This window comes from Pseudomonas sp. D1-1 (assembly GCF_051132225.1).
GTDB lineage: Bacteria > Pseudomonadota > Gammaproteobacteria > Pseudomonadales > Pseudomonadaceae > Aquipseudomonas.
Genome location: NZ_CP071676.1, coordinates 3,078,419 through 3,097,309 on the forward strand (window position 1 = coordinate 3,078,419; position 18,891 = coordinate 3,097,309).

At 60.9% G+C, this 18,891-nt stretch carries 15 protein-coding genes; 8 read left to right on the top strand and 7 right to left on the bottom strand.

Features of this window, described 5'->3' with window-relative positions:
- Nucleotides 1-155: 155 nt before the first annotated feature.
- Nucleotides 156-752, bottom strand: a complete 597-nt coding sequence (locus tag J3P86_RS13870) for a TetR/AcrR family transcriptional regulator (protein WP_434631054.1) — start codon at nt 750-752, stop codon at nt 156-158.
- 444 nt (nt 753-1,196) lie between these two features.
- On the opposite strand from J3P86_RS13870, the gene J3P86_RS13875 reads away from it, so the two are divergent.
- The 8 genes from J3P86_RS13875 to J3P86_RS13910 all read left to right on the top strand — a co-directional run bounded on the left by J3P86_RS13875 (nt 1,197) and on the right by J3P86_RS13910 (nt 11,897).
- The gene (locus tag J3P86_RS13875; RefSeq protein WP_434698188.1) at nt 1,197-2,213 is read left to right on the top strand and encodes an SDR family oxidoreductase; all 1,017 of its coding nucleotides are present in this window, start codon (nt 1,197-1,199) and stop codon (nt 2,211-2,213) included.
- A 67-nt stretch (nt 2,214-2,280) separates the two neighbouring features.
- A complete protein-coding gene (locus J3P86_RS13880) occupies nt 2,281-3,786 on the top strand; it encodes a class I adenylate-forming enzyme family protein (RefSeq protein ID WP_434698189.1) in 1,506 nt (501 codons plus the stop codon).
- Nucleotides 3,776-4,387: an HAD-IB family hydrolase gene (locus tag J3P86_RS13885; protein ID WP_434631045.1), complete on the top strand. Its 612-nt coding sequence runs from the start codon at nt 3,776-3,778 to the stop codon at nt 4,385-4,387. The genes J3P86_RS13880 and J3P86_RS13885 overlap by 11 nt, the downstream gene beginning before the upstream one ends.
- Before the next feature lie 3 nt (nt 4,388-4,390).
- Nucleotides 4,391-6,172 (top strand): FAD-dependent monooxygenase, encoded by a 1,782-nt coding sequence (locus J3P86_RS13890; RefSeq protein ID WP_434631042.1) that lies wholly within the window; start codon nt 4,391-4,393, stop codon nt 6,170-6,172.
- Between the two features lie 82 nt (nt 6,173-6,254).
- Complete coding sequence (locus tag J3P86_RS13895; protein ID WP_434657888.1) at nt 6,255-7,088, top strand: acyl carrier protein; 834 nt, start codon at nt 6,255-6,257, stop codon at nt 7,086-7,088.
- 87 nt (nt 7,089-7,175) lie between these two features.
- Nucleotides 7,176-10,589 (top strand): beta-ketoacyl synthase N-terminal-like domain-containing protein, encoded by a 3,414-nt coding sequence (locus tag J3P86_RS13900; RefSeq protein WP_434698191.1) that lies wholly within the window; start codon nt 7,176-7,178, stop codon nt 10,587-10,589.
- Between the two features lie 59 nt (nt 10,590-10,648).
- Nucleotides 10,649-11,125 (top strand): SRPBCC family protein, encoded by a 477-nt coding sequence (locus tag J3P86_RS13905; RefSeq protein WP_434698192.1) that lies wholly within the window; start codon nt 10,649-10,651, stop codon nt 11,123-11,125.
- Nucleotides 11,126-11,198: 73 nt separating this feature from the next.
- Nucleotides 11,199-11,897 carry an outer membrane protein gene (locus J3P86_RS13910; protein WP_434657880.1) on the top strand — a complete coding sequence of 233 codons (699 nt, stop codon included), beginning with the start codon at nt 11,199-11,201 and terminating at the stop codon, nt 11,895-11,897.
- Between the two features lie 52 nt (nt 11,898-11,949).
- Here J3P86_RS13910 and J3P86_RS13915 read toward each other — a convergent pair whose 3' ends face one another.
- From J3P86_RS13915 to J3P86_RS13940, 6 genes are all read right to left on the bottom strand, one after another.
- A complete protein-coding gene (locus J3P86_RS13915) occupies nt 11,950-13,107 on the bottom strand; it encodes a TIGR03364 family FAD-dependent oxidoreductase (RefSeq protein WP_434698193.1) in 1,158 nt (385 codons plus the stop codon).
- Nucleotides 13,108-13,171: 64 nt separating this feature from the next.
- A complete protein-coding gene (locus J3P86_RS13920) occupies nt 13,172-14,191 on the bottom strand; it encodes a putative 2-aminoethylphosphonate ABC transporter substrate-binding protein (RefSeq protein WP_434698194.1) in 1,020 nt (339 codons plus the stop codon).
- A 31-nt stretch (nt 14,192-14,222) separates the two neighbouring features.
- Nucleotides 14,223-15,050 carry a phosphonoacetaldehyde hydrolase gene (phnX, locus tag J3P86_RS13925; RefSeq protein WP_434698195.1) on the bottom strand — a complete coding sequence of 276 codons (828 nt, stop codon included), beginning with the start codon at nt 15,048-15,050 and terminating at the stop codon, nt 14,223-14,225.
- Between the two features lie 19 nt (nt 15,051-15,069).
- Nucleotides 15,070-16,773, bottom strand: a complete 1,704-nt coding sequence (locus J3P86_RS13930) for a putative 2-aminoethylphosphonate ABC transporter permease subunit (protein WP_434700646.1) — start codon at nt 16,771-16,773, stop codon at nt 15,070-15,072.
- 13 nt (nt 16,774-16,786) lie between these two features.
- Nucleotides 16,787-17,839 carry a putative 2-aminoethylphosphonate ABC transporter ATP-binding protein gene (locus J3P86_RS13935; RefSeq protein WP_434698196.1) on the bottom strand — a complete coding sequence of 351 codons (1,053 nt, stop codon included), beginning with the start codon at nt 17,837-17,839 and terminating at the stop codon, nt 16,787-16,789.
- A gap of 119 nt (nt 17,840-17,958) precedes the next feature.
- On the bottom strand, nt 17,959-18,822 hold the full coding sequence (locus J3P86_RS13940) for a LysR substrate-binding domain-containing protein (protein ID WP_434568379.1): 864 nt from the start codon (nt 18,820-18,822) through the stop codon (nt 17,959-17,961).
- Nucleotides 18,823-18,891 lie beyond the last annotated feature (69 nt).

Here is an 18,891-nt window from a genome sequence, read left to right on the forward strand (position 1 = left end):
ATGCCGGGCTCCTTTTCAATACTCACGGCAGCTCTGGCTTTCCCCGCAACCTGAACCCGGACCGTCTGGCTCAAGACGCTCCGAAAAAGCCGGCCTGCCAACGCTTCGTGCGGTAGCTTCACGCTGATCGCCGACTGCTTGACCAGCTTGCATTCCTACAATGGCTCCGCCGTTTCAATGAGCGAATTGAGCACCAGTTTGATTTCCGCCGCTGGATCTTTATGTCCTTGCAATATCAAACCCTCCGACAGCGCCGTGAAAGTCTTCGCGAGTGCTGCGTATGCCAACGGAGGTTTCTTGCCGGCATGGTTGAAAATGATAGTGATCAGCTTGCCCAGCGCCTCGCTGTTTTCTTCATGCAGATCGTAGTAATGCTTTGCGAACGCTTCATCGCGTAACGCGATCAGTTGCATTTCGGCGTCGAGGATGGCGCAGTTCGTATTGTTTTTAAGTGTATCGATGTAGGCGTTCAATCCGTGCGCGAGTTGCTCTGCGGTATAACCCGCGGCCAACGTCTCGCCCAAGCGGTCTATTTCAACCCGTTTGAAACGCTGGGTCAGTTGCAGGAGCAGTTCCGACTTGCTTGAGAAGTTGGAAAAGAACGCACCTTTCGAATAACCTGCCTCTTCAGAGATAATATTGACACTGGCGGCGTGAAAGCCTTTTTTGATCATGAGGTCAGTGGCGGTATCAAATAACTTGTCTCGTGTTATTTGCTGGCTTTCCTCGCGACCTAATCTTTTTTTAATCACGCCCTCGGCTCCTTTGGCCCAATATGTTTGTTTGTAACTAGATCAAACAGTTCAGTGAATCAGCTGTTTGCACCTTACCATCCGTACCCGTCCTTTGCATTTAAAGTTTTAAATCTGGCATGTAATCGCCGCCTATTTTTGGCTGGATCGGACGACAGCAAGGTGACGGTTTTCATCGAAATGCAACGGATTCAGAGCGACCACTGCCCTGCCCCCTTTGGGGAAAAAACCGCTCACATGCCGGAAAAATGGCGTCATCAGCCTGGCGAACTCATTGAGACATTGCGTCTCAGGCCCGCCCCAGACACCTCGGCTTTCACTCGATAGTGAAATACCGCTTGATTTCCAGATACCGAATGGTTTTTACTGGCGCCGTTGGGTCATCCAACGCCTGTTCAGCGACGAAGCTGCACGAGCAGGCTATCTCACAGGAGCTGGATTTTAATGGAATATGCCTTTGTTACAGGTGCTACAGGCCTGCTTGGGAACAATGTCGTCCATGCACTTTTAAAACGAGACATCAAAGTAAAGGCGCTGGTACGTTCCATTGAAAAAGCCAAGAAGCAATTCGACGGTTTGCCCGTCGAACTTGTCCAGGGCGATATGCTTGATGTTGATGCATTCAGCCATGCCTTTGAAGGCTGTGATGCCTTGTTTCATACAGCGGCCTATTTTCGCGACAGCTATAAAGGCGGAAAACATTGGCAAAAGCTCTACGATACCAATGTAACCGGCACCGAGCGGTTGTTGCAGGCCGCCTATGCCGCGGGCATTCGCCGTGCGGTCCACACTTCCTCCATCGCGGTCCTCAAGGGAAACCGCGATCAGGTAATCGACGAGACCATGTCGCGCGACGAGTCCGAGGCAGACGATTACTACTTGAGCAAGATCCTGTCTGAACAGAAGGTTCAGGAGTTCTTGTCGCTGCATCCGGACATGTTCGTGGCGATGGTTTTACCCGGTTGGATGTTTGGCCCAGGCGACATCGGTCCTACCTCGTCAGGTCAGTTCCTGCTGGATTTCGTAGGAAAAAAGTTGCCGGGGGTTCTTCCCGGGAGTTTTTCAGTCGTGGACGCCCGTGACGTGGCGGAACATCAAATCGCAGCGATAACACGTGGCCGATCGGGAGAGCGTTATCTGGCTGCCGGCAATCATATGGACATGAAGACTATCTTTCGGGCATTGGCCAACGTCAGCGGGATAAAGGCACCGGAACGGCCTGTTCCGTTGTTCATGCTGCGTCTTATTGCTTTTGCCTATGAAATTTATTACCGGGTTACTAAAAAGCCGGTGCTTATCAGTACTTCCACGGTCAAGCTCATTGAGCAGGAACAAGGGAGGACTCACTTCAGCCACAGCAAAAGTTCAAGTGAACTGAAATGCGCGTTCCGCCCGGTTACTGAAACCCTGACCGATACGCTGGACTGGTATCGGAACAATAACTACATAAAGCTCAACTGAAAAATTAGCCTGCCTCTGCAGTACTTATTTATCTGGCCATGACTTCAAGGATTGAGAGGTTGGTGGAATGAAAAGCCCTACCTGTAAAGAAGGTTTCCTGCATCGCTTTGTTGGTTTTTCGGATTTGCACCCCGACGCCATCGCTATCAGGAATCTAGATGCGGAAGAAACCTTCACGTACCGCGACTTGCTGAACAAGGCCGAAGCGTGCAACGGTTTGCTCCATGCCCTTGGGGTGTCGTCCGCAGAGAAAGTTGCGCTTGTCTTACCCAATGGGGTGGATTTCATCGCGTATTATCTGGCGATCATTGGCCATGGTGCTATCCCCGTCATCCTCAACCACAAGCTGACGACGTACGAACTGAGCAACGTGCTGGGCCTCGCCGGGCCCGCATTGACCGTCACGACCGATTCGTTGTTCGAGCAACACCGCGAAGTCTTTCAGTCGGTCCGTTGCCTCGTCGTCCGCACCGCCGATGAGCAGCCGTTGTCGTTGCCCGAACACGCAACGGCAGCCTCTGATCTTCCGCATCAGCTCTGGCCCTTGTCGCTGCCTGAAGGCAACCCGGTCGTTTCGGTACAGTTCACGTATCGGGGCGTTGGCATGCCGCTGGCTGTTTCTCATCGTTATCTGGACCTGACGCAGTCAAGCGATGGCTTGCACGAGCAGTTCCACCCTCAAGGCCTTGGGTCGGTCCACTTGGTGACCCTGCCGCTGTACGCGATCTTCGGCCTGTCCGTGATGATGGTTTTCCCGCTCAGCATCGGCGCTACGCTGCTGATGACCAACAGCCTGCTCAACAGGGACCTGGCGCAAGTCTTGTCCGAGCACCAGGTGTCCTTTGCCTGCCTGGTGCCGGATGTCATCCGCTACTTCAATACCCGACTGGCCAAACGCAAGGGCCCACGGCTGCCGCTGCATCCGCAACTGATGATTTATTCCGGCGGCAGCCATCTGCCGGCGGATGAAGCGCAAAAGCTTGGCGATTTGCTGGGGTGCGGCCCTGTATTGCAAGGCTACGGACTGACGGAAAGCATGCCGGTGATTGTCCAGAGTTCGGTCGGCGAGGTGCATCGCGGTGCGATGGGCCAACCGATCAGTGGTGTCGAGTTGCGAATTGTCGATGGTCAGGGCCGCGACGTGGCCGTGGGGCGTATCGGCGAGCTGCTGGTACGCGGCCCGATGGTTATCCCGGGCTATGACGATGCGCCGCAGATAAATGCCCGGTTTTTCCGTGACGGCTGGTTCCACACCGGCGACCTGGTCTGGCAGGACGACGACGGGCACGTATTTTTCTACTGCCAGCGCCTGCGCATCTCGAAAATCAAAGCGCAGATGATCGACCTGGAAGAAATCGAGTCCATTGCCCTCAAGCATCCCGGTGCAGTGCGGGCAAAGGCCTACATCGTCCCGGACCATAAAGCCATCAACGTACTGCACTTGTCTGTGGAAGGTAGCGCAGACCTTAGCCAGAACAGCGTATCCACCCTGCTCGCCCGTTACCTTTCCGCCTTCAAACTACCCAGGAACATCGAGATTGTCCCGCTCAAGGAAGAGATTCATGCACGCTGATCACACGCGACCGGTGCTGGCCGTTTTCGATTTCGACGGCACATTGACCGACAGGCATACCTTCTGGCGCTACATGCGTTTTATCGTCGGAACCCGGCCCTTCTGGCTCAGGATCATCCCCCTGCTGCCAAAAATGCTCAGCGTGATCCTGGGAATCACACCGCTGATGCAGGCGCGACTGGCGTTTATCGCCTGCTATCTGGGAGGCCTGAGCGTCGAGCAGGAGCGCGAACATGCCAGGTACTTCATCAGTGAACAGCTGCCGCTCTGGCTCAGGCCCGAAGCGCTGCGTCGGCTGAAGTGGCATCAATCCATGGGACACGTCACGGCGCTGGTCAGCAATTCGCCGGAGAACTACCTGATCCCGTGGGGGCAGGCAGTTGGTTTCGACTACGTGTGCGGCACCCGCCTGGCGACGGCCCGGAACAAGCTGACCGGGGGCATATCGGGAGCCAACTGTGTCGATGGGGAGAAAGTCAGGCGCCTCAAAGGCTGCGTCGGCAACCTTGAAGATTTCTACGTCTATGCCTATGGCGACTCGTCAGGCGACGAGGCCCTGCTCAGCGTTGCCAACTCTCCCTTCTATAGAAACTGGTACTGACAGATGAATACTCTGAGCACTTTTGTCCCCGCGCATTACAAACAGCCGGGCAAGGCGCCGGCGGTAATGATCGTAGGCGCCGGCCCTATCGGCTTGTCGCTGGCGATCATGTTGCAGAAATGGGGCGTCGCTTTTCGTATCATCGAGAAAAACGCCGGTCCCTCCACCGCGACCAAGGCGATGGCGATCCATTCCAGGACCCTGGAAATCTTCCGCGACCTCGGCGTCGCCGACCAGGCCATCAACGATGGTTTTACCATCAATCAGTTTTCGGTGCAGTCCAACGCCCGGCGGGTACTGAATTACAACTTTTCCTGCCTGGATGCTACCTATCCCCTGCTCCTCAGCCTGCCGCAGCCGCAAACGGAAAAGATCCTGCTGGAACGATTGACTGAGCTGGGCGTGGAAGTCGAATGGAACACCGAGCTGGTGGACATCGAGAACCAGCCCGAGTCCGTACGGGTCACGCTGCGTCATGGCGACGGTCGCGAGGAATCCTGCGCCAGCCGCTGGGCAGTGGCCTGTGACGGTGCTCGCAGCAACATCCGAAAACGCCTGGAGATGACTTTCGAGGGATCGTCCTACGATCGTTTTTTCATGCTCGCCGACGCTGACATCGAGTGGTCCGGCAGCAAGGACGAAGGCGCTTTTTTTCTTGGCGCGCAGGATGGGTACGTGGCGGTTGCGCCGATCAGCGCACAATCGCGTTATCGGCTGTTCATCGAGATGCCCTACGACTTGCCACCGGAAGGCGAGCGCCCCTCCTTGAGCCTGGAGAACTTCCAGCGGCTGTGCGAGGGACGTGGGCAGAACATGACCCTGTCGAACATCTCCTCCACCACCATTGCCTCTTTCCAGCATCGCCGGGTGCAGTCATTGCAGCAGGGCTCGGTGTTCCTGGTCGGCGATTCTGCGCATATCGGCAGCCCGATCGGCGGCCAATGGATGAACCTGGGAATTTCCGAGGCCTACAACCTGGCGTGGAAGATCGCCTATGTCGATCAAGGCCTGGCGGATCCGTCACTGCTCGACAGCTATAACGAGGAACGTTATCCGGTGGCCCTGGAAGTCGAGAAGACCGCGCATCGGTTGACCGGGTTGATCACCGTAAGGCAACGGGCCCTGGTGTGGCTGCGAGATAACGTCCTGCCACTGCTGAGCAGCAGGCCCAAGGTCCAGCGCAAACTGCCCTCGATGATCTCCGGCCATCAGTACCACTACGCCAAAAGTGACTGCATCCAGGAGGCGCTGACGAAAAAGCAGCGCCGCAACTGGGCCAGGAAAGGAGCCCGGACGGCGTTCCAGCCGCCGGTGCCTCGCGCGGGGCAACTGGCACCCGATGTCGAGCTTTGGCAACAGCAAGGGGCGCTGCCGGCGCGCTTGATCGACCTGTTCCACGGGACGTACACGTTGTTGATCTTCACCGCGGCGGATCAATTTTCTCCCATCTTGCCAGGCCACTATGCACTGGCCGAGTCAGTAGAAAAAGATTATCCGGGCATCAAGGCCTACTGCGTGGTCGACGCCCTCAACAGCGCGGAACTGCCGGCATGGCACTCGACATTGCTCGACCCCGACTGGAGGCTGCACAAGCGTTATCACGCCAGCGAAGGCACGCTGATGCTGATTCGTCCTGACGGGTACATCGCGTTCCAGGGCGCCGACGCGATGACACTCGTGACGTACCTGAGCGTGAGGTCCGGATTGCTCAAGGCCCCAAGGGAAACCGCCTCCCCGACAAGCGAGGCAGTGCAAATCCAGCGGCCAGTCGCAACCGCTCACTGATTGCTTGACGGCGCCTTGCCCGGGCCCACGACTTTCGATACTCGTCTAAAACACCTACCGATTTACGGTTAAGGAGAACCTCATGCGCTTGCAACTCAATGAAGTTGTGCAGGAATTCATCGTGTCCAACGGGAAAATAGCCCATAGCTATTTCTCCCTTTCGGAAAAAATCATCGATTCACTTTGCGAATCCAACATGGCGAAGGAATCCATCCTGATGCGCCTGCTGGAACAGGCTGAATCGGTCACCGCCCATTATTTCAATGCCCACCAGCAGGTGCTGGAAGGCGTCTATGCCCATGGCATCGAGGCGGCTGCTGGTAGAAGCGTCGCAACGCTGGAGCCCGTGCCTGCACACTCGACCGTGTTGGCCGCCGCCCCCTCGACGGAGGAACCTGTCGCCCTCAGCTATGAGCAATGGTTGCGCGCCGAGATCAGTTCGGTCACCGGTTTCAAGAACGAGCAAATCGACTTCGAACGAAGTTTCGAAAGCCTGGGCATCGACTCGCTAGGGCTGGTTGATATTTTCGAGTCGTTGGCCCAGCACTTCCCGGACAAGAAAGAACAGACCTCGGAACTCTTCGATGCCCTGACCCCTACGGCCCTGCTGGCCAGGCTTGAAACCGATCCGAAGCCGCCTGCCGCACCTTCCGAGGCGCCGCTGCCTGGCTCCGCCGATGCGCAGACGCAGCTCGGCGCGGTGCTGTTCAACGCTCTCTCACCGCTGGTTTCGGACGCACCGCAGTCACTGGACGTCAACACGCCTTTTACCGATTTGGGACTCAACGGTTTCGACCGGCAAGCCCTTTGCCAATCAATGGCACAAGAGTGCCCCGTCAGCGAGTTTGCTGGTGAGGCATTGATGTCGCGTCGTACCCCGGAAGACGCACTGGCGCTTCTGGCAAGAATGGGCTGAGGCCCGACGGCACACGCTGCCCGCACATGGAATGGACACCGGGTGATCGCCAGGTCACCCCGCTTTTTGGCAATCAGGAGACAGGGTATGAGTGGCGCGGTAACGACAGCGGGCGAGTTGTGCTTCAGCGCAATGGCCGGCGAATTTCCAGGGGCGTCGTCCACCGACGCACTTTGGCACTTGCTCTCGCAGGGCGGCATAGCGCCCATCCAGGCAATGCCGGCGCGCTGGGGGTTGCAGAAGGCGTCGATATTTTCGAGCAAGGCCGGCGAAAAGGATCGTGTCTACCTGGACAGCGCATTCTGCCTTTCAGATGACCCATCGATGCCTTCCCGTTATGAAGGTCGGCAAGTCGCGATCGGCAAGAACGTGCTCCGGACGCTTTTTGCCGAACTCGCGGCGCAAGGCACGGTATTGAATACCGAGCGAACCGCATTGGTGGTCGCGACGTCCTGGAGCGATGAAAGTTATTTCGCCACGGCAGTGCCCGGCGGTACCGACACGCCATCCGGTTTCACGCCCGGTGAACAGGTGGCCGGGCTGGCGCGCGCTTTTGCCTTGGGAGGCCCGGCCTTATCGGTGGACACCGCTTGCAGTTCGTTCCCCTATGCCATCGACATGGCCAAGGCTCTGCTCAACAGTGGCCAGGCGGACAAGGCGATCATCATGGCGCTCAACACCGTTCTGCCCCCGGCATTGTTCCTCGGTTTCTCCCAACTGACGGCTTTTTCCGCCCGGGCCAGCATGCAGGCGTTCGGCGAGGATGCCGACGGTATTGTCCCGGGCGAATGCGCCACGGCGTTTCTGGTCGAGCCCGTGGCCGATGCCCTGAACGCCCGACGCCGGCCGCTGGGCGTGCTGAGAGGGTTGGGGCTTTCCGCCGATGGTGCCGAAGGGTCGGTGTTTGCACCGGGCAGGCAGGCCCAGTATCGCGCCTATCAACGGGCTTACATGGACCTTGATCCAGGCCGCGTGGATTACATCGAAACCCACGGCACCGGCACCCCGTTAGGGGATGCGACCGAACTGGCCTCGCTGAACAGCTTCTTCGCTGCCCATCGCAGCGCCGACGAAAAAATCGCCATCGGTTCGATCAAGGCTGTCATCGGTCATCCCCTGGCTGCGGCGGGAGGCGCTTCGCTGGCCAAGGCGTTGATGATCCTGCGCCACAAGGGCATCCCACCCCAGCCGGACTACCGTCCCAGCCTGAAAGTCGACGACACCTGCCTGCGCCTGGCGACACAGCGAGTCCAGCCACTGGAGGATCGTCAATCGCCGATCCGCATAGGCATTTCCAGCTTCGGCTTCGGTGGCGCCAACGCCCATCTGGTGGTGGATGAATATGTGCCCGATGGCCTCCCTGCCCCCACGCCGGTGGCTTCAGGCGTGCAGATCCTGGACCTCGCGATAGTCGAGGCGGAAGCCGCACTGGGCGGTTGCGATTCACTGCACTCGTTCAAACGGCGGCTTGAGCAACCGGCTACTCGACCGGTCACTTTCCCTTACGGGCGTTTCGTCGATGGCAAGGGGCCCTCGGCCGGGCCGTTGTCGGGGAGATTCCTCGCCCAGGACCGCGTCATCGATATCGACGGTTTTGGCATGGGGCCAAAGCCCCTGGCCTACGTCGATCCCTTCAAACTGTTGATCACCGACCGCGTCAATCACCTGTTGCGGCGCCTGCCGGGCGTTGCCGGATCGGCCGGTACGGCAATGGTCATGTGCTGCAACATGGGCGGGGAGCGGTTCAGCAACGCCTACAGCAGTGCCGAGCAATTCTATTCACGGGCCCAAGGCAGCCCGCCGGGCGTGGAAGTGACCGACGTGGCAACCATGTTGCCGAACATGTTGTCCGGCTACCCGGCGCAGATTTTCGATTTCAAGGGTTTTCATCAGACCCTGGCCGGCTCACCAGGGCTGTTCTGGCAAACCCTGCTGGCATCCCGGCAATGGTTCGACGACGGCATCACGACGCTGCTGCTCGGAGCCGGCCGCTTCATCAGCGGCGAAATCGAGGTCGATCGTGCTCGCCGCAGCGCTACGCCGCAAGGTGAAGGGCTCGGGCTGCTTGCGCTGCGTCCTTATCGAGCGGGTTCAACGGACACGCCCCTGCTGGTGATTCGCGCAGCGGTCCTCGCCCATGCCGCGGCTTCGCTGGACGAAGCGTGCCGATTGGCCGGCAAGGAGCGCGCCCAGTACGCGGCAGTAGAGGTTTGTGAGTTGCAGCCTGATAACGTCCCGGTGGACGGGTCGTTGCAGGAGATGACCGGTTTTCTGGCTGAAGCCTGCGGCATCGAAACGCTCTTGTCGGTGACGATGAACTCCGCGGTTCACACGGTGATCGAGGTGCGTGAGGCCGGCAAGGTTGTGATGTGGCTGTTCACTGAAAAACTGCGCGAATGGAACCCCGCGACGGCGAGCCCCGCCCCTGCGATCAGACACCCGTTCACGTTGCGCTTTGCCCACGAGCCCCATGAGCTGCAGCAGGTCATCACGCCGGTGCATGCCGGCGAAATCGTCCGCGAGCCACAACACGACGGTGTCGATGTGTTGCAACTCAGCGACATGCTGACCAGCACGGTTCTGGCCGGGTTGCGGGTGCGAGTCCGGGCCATGGAGGGGCTGTTCGCCCTGCACCGGGGGGCTCGTACCCAGCGCCCGGCGCCCTGGCAGCGTCGAGCGGAACACGTGGTGATTTCCCACATCCAGCGCGAGCCGCGTTCGCTGCGGGCACGGCTGGTGGTAGACGAAGGTCACCCGTATTTCTTCGACCATCCGCTGGATCACATCCCCGGCATCCTGTTGCTCGAAGGGGTGATGCAACTGGTCGAACTGGCCATGCCCCCGCTGAATGGTCGCGTCGCCTACGTGAAGACGCTCAGCATCAAGTTCCAGCAATACGTCCAGAAGGAGGACGTGATCGACCTGCTTCTGGAGCAAGGCCGCGATGGCCAGGAATTTCAGGCAACCGTCACGCAGGCTGGAAAAGTCATGTGCACCTGCGTTCTGGGCATGGCCTACAGCTCGGCCTTCGAGACCTCGCCGGCGGCTGAGTTCACGGCCGCGCGCTGTGTCGACAAGGCCCTGCTGCACAAGGCCCGGGAGGAAAATGTCATCGTCAGCGCCATGAGCAGCCTCGCCCAGGGGCTGAGCGTGGATACGGTCAGCCTGCCGGATGGGCATTTTTTCCACGAGGGCGATCCCGAGCATTTCTCGATGGTGTATTTCCTCGAGGTTGCCCGCCAGTGCTACATGCAGATTGCCCACGGTCATCTGCGTATTCCGCTCAAGACCCCGATGAATCTGCTGGCCCTGAGTTTCACCCTGGACCGGCCAATTCCGAGGAACAGCCCGTTGTCACTCGCTCCGCAAGCGAGCCTCGGGACGCAGCTTCAATCATTCAAGACCAACCGTATCCATATCGACCTGTTCAACCGGGGCGAAAAGATCGGCCAAGCCAATATCACCGCTCAAGTATTGAGCCAGGCCGCGCCTGCTGCCTGAGGCCGGGCGTTGATCAAACTCAGGGGCACAAGTGTGCCCGCAACAGACAGGGTGTCGCCGTGAACGATGTCAAGGTTCAACTCATAGTCAAATCACCACCGTCGGAAATCTGGAAGATCTGGAGCAATTTCCAGGAAGCCCCGCTCTGGGATACCGACGTCAGCCATTGCCAACTCGAGGGCCCGTTCCAGGCGGGAACCGCGGGTCAGTGTGTGCTAAGGAATGGCTTGAAAATGCCATTGAGGCTGCTGGCCGTGGAACCGCAGGAAAGCTATCGCAACAGCGCGAGACTGCTTTGGATACGGCTCGAATTCGACCACCGGATGCGCAGGCTGTCTCCGGACGAAACCCAGGTCATCCATAGCGCCAGGATCTCCGGCCCGTTGAGCTTCGTGTACCGCGGCCTGCTGCGCAAAATGCTGACGACGGTAATGACCACGGCGCTGGGCAATCTCAGAGCCCTTGCCGAACAACGCGCCAACGCTGTCGACGCCCCGGAGCGCGACAAAGCGCAAGCACATCTGCACCTCGTATGACCTGTTCGCGACGCCAGCGCCGCGCGCGCCGGCTCTCGCAATCTTTTGAATAACGGCACACTTCGGACCGAGCATGAACTTACTGAAAAACACTCAATACCTGGTGATGGGCATCATCGGCATGGGCGCTGTCGCCCCGACGTCCACCTTCGCCGACACGCTGGGCCCCTACGCCAGCCTCATGGGCGGCCTGAACTGGGTATCGGCGCAGGACCTCAACCAGAACAACCTGGATTTCGTCGAGATGGAATTCAACCAGCCGCTCCATTCCGGCTACGCCACCGGCCTGGCGTTAGGCTGGCGTTTCCCGGTCGGGCTGCGCCCGGAGGTGGAACTCGGTTATCGCGAAAATACCCTGACCCAGTTCAACAACCGGGTCTATGAGGGCGGCGGGAGCATCGATGGCGAAGGCGAAGAGAAAGCGGCCAGCCTGATGGTCAACCTCTGGTACGACGTCTTGAACCTGCCCGCGCCTTTCAACCGGTTTACCCCTTACCTGGGCGGCGGCCTGGGTTACGCCACCCTCACGGTCAGCGGTCTGGAAGCCGGTGGCGTGGAGTTCGGCGGTACTCACCGCGACACCGTCTCGGCCTACCAACTGGGTGCCGGGGTGGGTTATGAGCTGAACGAAAACTGGTCGATGTCCCTGGATTACCGCTGCCTGAAAACGCGCGAGGCGCACTTCGGCGACATCGAACGGCTGCCCCAAGGCGATGTCAGCACCGAATATGAAGCCCAATCGGTGATGCTGGGCCTGCGTTACTGGCTCTGAATCGGCAGCCAGACCGGCGCCTTGCCTCGACGAGGCGCCCTCCTCGGCGACGTCAAGCCGCCGAGCTTTGCCACGGCCCCTCCCCCAGCGCTGCGGCGATCGTCCGTTCGCCCAGCGCCAGTCCCACGCTCATGCCCAAGCCGGTATGCATCAGCACTGCGGTGACGCCTTGCGCAGCCGAAATCACGCTGAACGGTCCCGGCCCCCGCGCGCCATATACACCCTGCCAGCGTTCCAGTACATCGATCTCGCCGCCCAGGGTGTGCTGCGCCAGGTCAATCAGGATGCGGTCCACCTGCTCGGCGTTGAACGGTGAAATGTCGCTGCCGTAGACATGGGAATCGCCGATGATCAGGTCACCGTGGGGGGTTGGACTGATGAGCAGATGGATGCCATGGGCTTCGAGCTCTGGCTGGTGCGTGCGGATCTGCGTGCGGATGGCCTGCGCTTCAGGCAGGTCGGCAAAGGCGCCGTAGTGCACGCAGCTCAGCCCCGTGAGCAACGCGTGGCGTAACGCCAGGGGCTGGCGCGGCCGTACGCGGAGCATTTGCAAGCCGCACACTTGCGGGTTGAGCCCGGCGATTTGCTCGGCCAGCAGCGTCTGATAGTCATGGCCCGAGCACACCACAATGTGCCGCGCGGTAAAGCGTCCGGCGCTGGTGAGCGCACGGTGGGGTTCGACATCGCGGACCAGCGTCGAAAAATGGAATTCGACGCCCAATGCCCGGGCCAGGTAATCGACGATCTGCGGCAGTGCCTCGCGGGAATACAACTGTTGATCGTCGAGGCCGAGCAATGCCGCGCGGTGATGGGCAAAACGGCCATCGTAAAGCGCCGCCAACGCCTCGCCACGCAACAGCTCGGTGCGATAACCCAATGCTGCGCCCCGCCCGCTCAGGAACGCTTCGAGCAGCGCTTCTTCGGCTTCCGTACGGGCGAACAGCAGCGAGCCTTGCTGATGCATGTGCAGCCCGGCAGCCTGGCCCAGCGTTTTCCACAAACCGTTCGCCTGGCGTGCCAGGTCGAGCATGACACCCGGCGCCTGGCCGCCGACCAGGGCCTGGCCGAAGTTGCGTACCGAGGCGCCCAGGGGCGTATGGCTACGCTCGAACACCTTGACCTTGAGGCCGCGCCTGGCGCCAGCCCAGGCGTGGGCCAGGCCGAGAATGCCGGCGCCGACAATCAGCAGGTCACAGTTGTGCTCAGACATGAAAACTCCTTGAAAACAATCATCAAGTAAGGCGCGCTCGAAACAGCCGGGCCTGTGAAGAAGGTTATTTGGCGACCGGCTCGGACTTGCCGTCGTAACGCTTGCGCCACTCGGCCAGCACCTTGTCGCGGTTCTCCGACGCCCAGGCGAAATCATTGCGGATCAAGCGTTGTTCGTAGTCCGTCGGCAGCTCCGGCAGGCGTTCGGCGATGCCCGGTTGCGCCAGGACCGCGAAGTTCGCTTTGTATAACTGCATCGCCTCGGAGCTGGCGGAGAAGTCCGCGAGTTTTCTGGCAGCCGCCAGCTTCGGCGTGCCTTTGATAATGGCGGTGGCTTCGATTTCCCAGCCCAGGCCTTCGGCAGGCAGGACGATGTCCAGCGGCGCGCCTTTGCGCTTGAGCTGGATGGCTGGGTATTCGAACGAAATACCGATGGGGAACTCGCCGGCGGCGGCCAGCTTGCAGGGCTTGGAGCCGGAGTGTGTGTACTGGCCGATATTGGCGTGCAACTTGTCCATGTAGGCCCAGCCCTTGGTCTCGCCGAAGGTCTGCAGCCAGGCACTGACGTCCAGGTAACCGGTGCCGGACGACGCCGGATTGGGCATGACGATCTTGCCTTGGTACACGGGGTTGGCAAGGTCTTCCCAGCGGGTGGGCTTGGGCAGGCCGAGCTTTTGCGCTTCCACCGTATTGAAGCAGATGGCGGCGGCCCAGACGTCCATGCCGACCCAGGTGGGTGGCGTGTCGGCGTCGCGGTATTGGGTGGAAATCTGGCCGAGGTTCGCCGGGCTGTAGGCGTCCAGCAGGCCCTGCTGCTTGAGAATCGCCAGGCTCGAGCCTGCCAGACCCCAGACCGCATCGGCTTGGGGGCGATCCTTTTCCGCCAGCAGCTTGGCGGTGACGATGCCGGTGGAATCGCGCACCCACTTGATCTCGATGTCCGGGTTTTGCTGCTCGAAGGCCTGTTTGTAGGCCTTGAGCTGCTCGACTTCGAGGGCCGTGTAGACGGTCAGTTCGGTATTGGCATGGGCTTGCAGAACACAGGCGGCAAGCAGGCCGGCGGCCCAGGCAGTGCGTTTGGACATGGTACGGCTCCGTGTCAGTCAGTGAAGTTTTTCAGGAATGGGACGGCAATACGCCGCGGGCCAGTTGCGTGTTGATGTGGTCGATCACGGCGGGCAGTTCGGCAATCGTGTCGATCAGGTAATGCGGACGGCTTGCGGCAAACAAGCCGTCGATGCGCTCGCGCTCGGCCGCCAACTGCGGCGCCGACAGAGCCTGGAACTGCTCCCAGTCGAGGCCGAGAAAATTGCCGGAAAACCTCAATGCCACGGTCCACATCCCTGCCCTGCGGCCTTCGAGGATGCCGGGCTCGGTGTCATCGACTTTCACGCAGGCGGCGACATCGTCCAGGCCCAGGGCGATCACGTTGGCCAAGGCCTGCGCAGGGCTTGGCCGGCCCTTGGGCACGTCGTCGGTGGCGACCACATGGTCGGGGCTGTAGCCCTTGGTGGCGGCCAGTTCGACGACTTTGTCCATGACCTGTCGGGGATAGCCGGAGCAACTGCCAATCCTGAGGCCGCGCTGGCGCAGTGCGGCGATGCTCTCCAGAGCGCCGGGGATCAGGTCCGAGTGGTCGGCGACCTTGGCGATCTGCAGCGGCATGAAGCGCTCATAGATAGCCGTCACGTCGTCATCGCTCGGTGCACGCCCGAAGCGGCGCACAAACCGTTCGGCCACGCCCGGTTGATTGCACAAGGTGCGGATGTGGTCCCATTTGCCCATGCCCATCGGGCCACGGGCCTCCTCCAGGCTGATCTCGATGTCGAAGCTGGCGAAGGCTTCGACGAAAATCCGCGTCGGCGCGAACGAACCGAAGTCCACCACGGTTCCGGCCCAATCGAGAATCGCTGCCTGCAGGTGAGTTGGTGTTTGGTAGTGCATCAGCATCTCCAGAAGTTGTTCAAAGACCCGGCGCCGGCTGGCGCCAGGCCTGGGAGCGGCGCAGCAGGCGGCGCGACAGCATCGCCAGCAGCAGCGATACGCTGGCCGAGGTCAGCAGGATCAGAGTCGCCATCGCGGCGGCCCCGCCGACGTTGCCGGCGTCGTCCATGTTCAGCACGGCCACCGCAGCCAGGACGCTGTCAGGGCTGTAGAGAAAAATCGCCGCTGAGACCGTGGTCATCGCCGACACGAACAGATAACGAACGATGTCGAGCAACGCCGGCAGGCAAATGGGCAGCGTCACCCGCAGGAAGTGGCGAACCAGCGGGACTTTCAGCGCCAGGGCGGCGGCCTCGAACTCATCGTCGAGCTGGCGCAAGGCGGTACTGGCCGTCATATGCGCGGTGGTCAGGAAGTGCGCGACCGTACAGACCACCAGCAAGGCCAGGCTGCCGTAGAGGCTGCCGAGCGGATTGCCCGGCAGATTGAAAAAGAACACGTAGCCCAGGCCCAGCACCAGCCCGGGCACAGCCATCGGGACGAAGCTGAGCAGCCGCAGGGCGCGCGTCAATGCGCTCTGCCGGGTCTTCTCGATCAGGTAGGCACCGGTGAAGATCGCCAGGCTGCCGAACACCGCACTGCACACCGCCAGCAGCAGGCTGTTGCGATAGGCCAGCCAACCGCCGGGCAGTTCGGAGAAGGCATAGTTGTCCAGGGACAGGGACAAGTCGTACGGCCAGAACTGCACGAGCGATGCGTACACTGCCATGCCGAACACGCCGAGCAGAACGCCGCCGATCAGTGCCGTTATGCTCAGGAAGGCTGCATCCCGCCCCCGCGACGGTTGCGGGTGATACACTTGGGCGCGGCCGCCCATGGCTTCGCGTTGAGTACGGCGCAGCCACATGTCCACGGCGAAACTGAGCAATGCGGGCAGCAGCAGAATCATGCCGATCAGCGCGCCGCGACCAAACTGCTGCTGGCCAACGACAGACTTGTAGGCTTCCAGCGCCAGCACCTGATAGTCGCCTCCGACCGTGACCGGCACGCCGAAGTCGGTGATGCACAAGGTGAACACCAGGCAGAAAGCCGCGAACACCCCTTGCCGGCTGCCGGGCCAGGTGATGGTGCGAAATGCCCGCCATGGCGAGGCGCCCATGCTTGAGGCCGCGTCGAACAGCCGCGCATCCGCCAGCGCCAGCGCCGACATCAGCACCATCATGGCGTGGGGAAAGGTGTAGATCGCCTGCCCCAGGACAATGCCCCAGAAACCATAGATGTTGCCGGCGCTGAAATCGCGCAGCAGCCCCTGGTTGCCGAACAGATAGATCAGCGCAATGCCAGGCAGCATCGACGGCGCCAGCAGCGGCAGCAGCGAAATGCCCCGCCACAGCGGCTTTGCCACGATGCAGGTGCGCTGCAATGCGTAGGCGAACGCATAGGCCAGCGGCACGACGATAAGCGCGACGGTCATTGAAACCGTCAGGCTGTTGCCCAGCAGCCAGCGGAAATTGGCACTGGCCAGCAGCGTCAGCGCCGCTTGCACGCCGCCACCCTGGCTGGCATCACCGCTGAAGGCGCGCCACAGCATGGCGAGCAATGGCAGCAATACTGCCAGCGCCAGCAACACCAGCAGCAGCCACTGACCGCCGCGTATGAACAATCGGTCTGCCAGGTCACCGGGCACCTGAGGTACCTGCACTGCGGTCGGCTTGAGAATCATCGTGTTTTGCATATCAATTGAACACCTGTAGGCTGTGGGCCGGCAGCGCGATTTTCAGCCGCGCCTGGGGCAGCCCAGGCATGGCCTGCGGCTCCAACTCGGCGAGCAGGGTGTGGCCGGGCAATGCGTCCAGCTCGAAGCTCAGGCGACAACGGTTGCCGAGGTAGGTTAGTTCGCGCAACTGCGCATCGAACAGGTTGGCTTCGGGCGTCGACGGATTGATCCGTATGGCTTCCGGACGGCAGAAGAGTCGACCGCTGCGCCCCACGTCAGCGGCCTCCACGCTGAGGCTGAGCCCGCCGACGCGAACCTGTCCGTCGTGCCCGCGCTCGAAAGGCAGCCAGTTGCCCTGGCCGACGAAATCAGCCACAAAGGCGCTCGCCGGCGCGCGGTAGATCTGTTGCGCACTGGCGAACTGTTCGACGCGGCCCTGATTGATCACCGCGATGCGATCGGCCATCAGCATCGCCTCGTCCTGGTTGTGGGTGACCATCAACGTGGTAATGCCCAGGCGTTTCTGCAGCTGACGCAACTCGCCGCACAGGTGCTCGCGCACCCGGGCATCGAGGGCCGACATCGGTTCATCGAGCAGTAACAGCGAGGGCGCCGGAGCCAGGGCGCGAGCCAACGCCACCCGCTGCTGCTGGCCGCCGGAGAGCTGGCCGGGATATTTTTTCTCGCTGCCACGCAGCCCGACCAGTTCCAGCATCTCGCCGACCCGGCTGCGGATCGTCTCGCGGTGGTTGCCCGCCAATCCGTAGCCGATGTTCTGCTCCACGGTCAGGTTGGGAAACAGCGCATAGGACTGGAACAGAATGCCGTAGTCGCGAGCCTGCGGTGCCAGGGCGGAAACATCCCGCGCGCCGATCATGATCGTGCCGCGGTCTTGCCGTTCCAGGCCGGCTATGCAGCGCAACAAGGTGGTCTTGCCGCAGCCGGAAGGCCCAAGCAGGCACACCAGCTCACCGGCGGCGATTTCCAGCGATACCCCATCCAACGCCTTGAAGGCGCCGAAGCCTTTATGGATGTCGCGTATCTGCAGGTCTACGGAAGGTGTTCTTGTCATGACATAACCTCGATGAGCTGTCAGCTCGACGAGGGTCATGGTAGGCAGGCAGTACGAAGGCTTGATTGCAGTTGGCTAAAAGCTGCCGATAGTGGCATCGGCGGATTTGTGTAGCGAATTCAGGATGCGCTGGTCTCTCGTGCCAGGCCGAGGAATGCCGACGGCAGCCGGGCCTGGCGGCGCTCCTTGAGGCAGTACAGATACTCGGCGATCAGCGGCGCGCCTTCCAGCTCGACCACCTTGAGCTGTGGATTCTCCGGCACCTCGTGACGGGCGATGATGCTGATGCCGATGTTGCGCAGGACCGCTTCGCGAATCGACTCGCGACTGCCGATCTCCAGCAGCGGCCCGGTCGCCACCCCGGCCTCGCGCAGCAGCGTTGTGGTGAGCGCGCGGGTGGTGGAACCGGTTTCGCGCATCAGCAGGCAATGCCCGGCCAGGGCGCTCGGCGCGACTCGGTCGTGGCTGGCCAATGGGTGCTCGCGATGTACCGCCAGCACCAGCGGATCGTGCCCCAGCACCAGCCGGGTCAGGCGCGCATCCTCGACCAGTTGCGAGGACGCGGCCAAGTCCACGCGATATTCCTCCAGCGCCTCGATGACCTGCAGTGAGTTGCCGATTTCCAGGGTCACTTCGCACAGCGCAAACTGCTCGCGAAAAGCCTTGATGATATCCAGCACGTAATACGGCGCGGTGGCACCGATGCGCAACGTGCCTTGCACCTGGCCGCTGTTGCGCAGGAAAAACTCGATGTCGGCCTCCTGCTGCAGCAGTTTCTGCACCATCGGCAACAGCTGCGCGCCCTGGTCACTGAGTGTCAGGCGGCGCCCGCCGCGATAAAACAATTCAACGCCGTACTGGGCTTCCAGGCTGCGGATCTGCGTGGTCACCGTCGGCTGGCTGAGCCCGAGCTTCTTGGCTGCCTGGGTGACGCTGGCCAGGCGAGCGACCATGTGGAAAGACTTCAGCTCGGCGCTGAGCATGTTGTGACGCTCCAGAAAAGTGACGGGACAATTTACTCGAGATAAATGATCTATTTGTGGCGAGGGAGC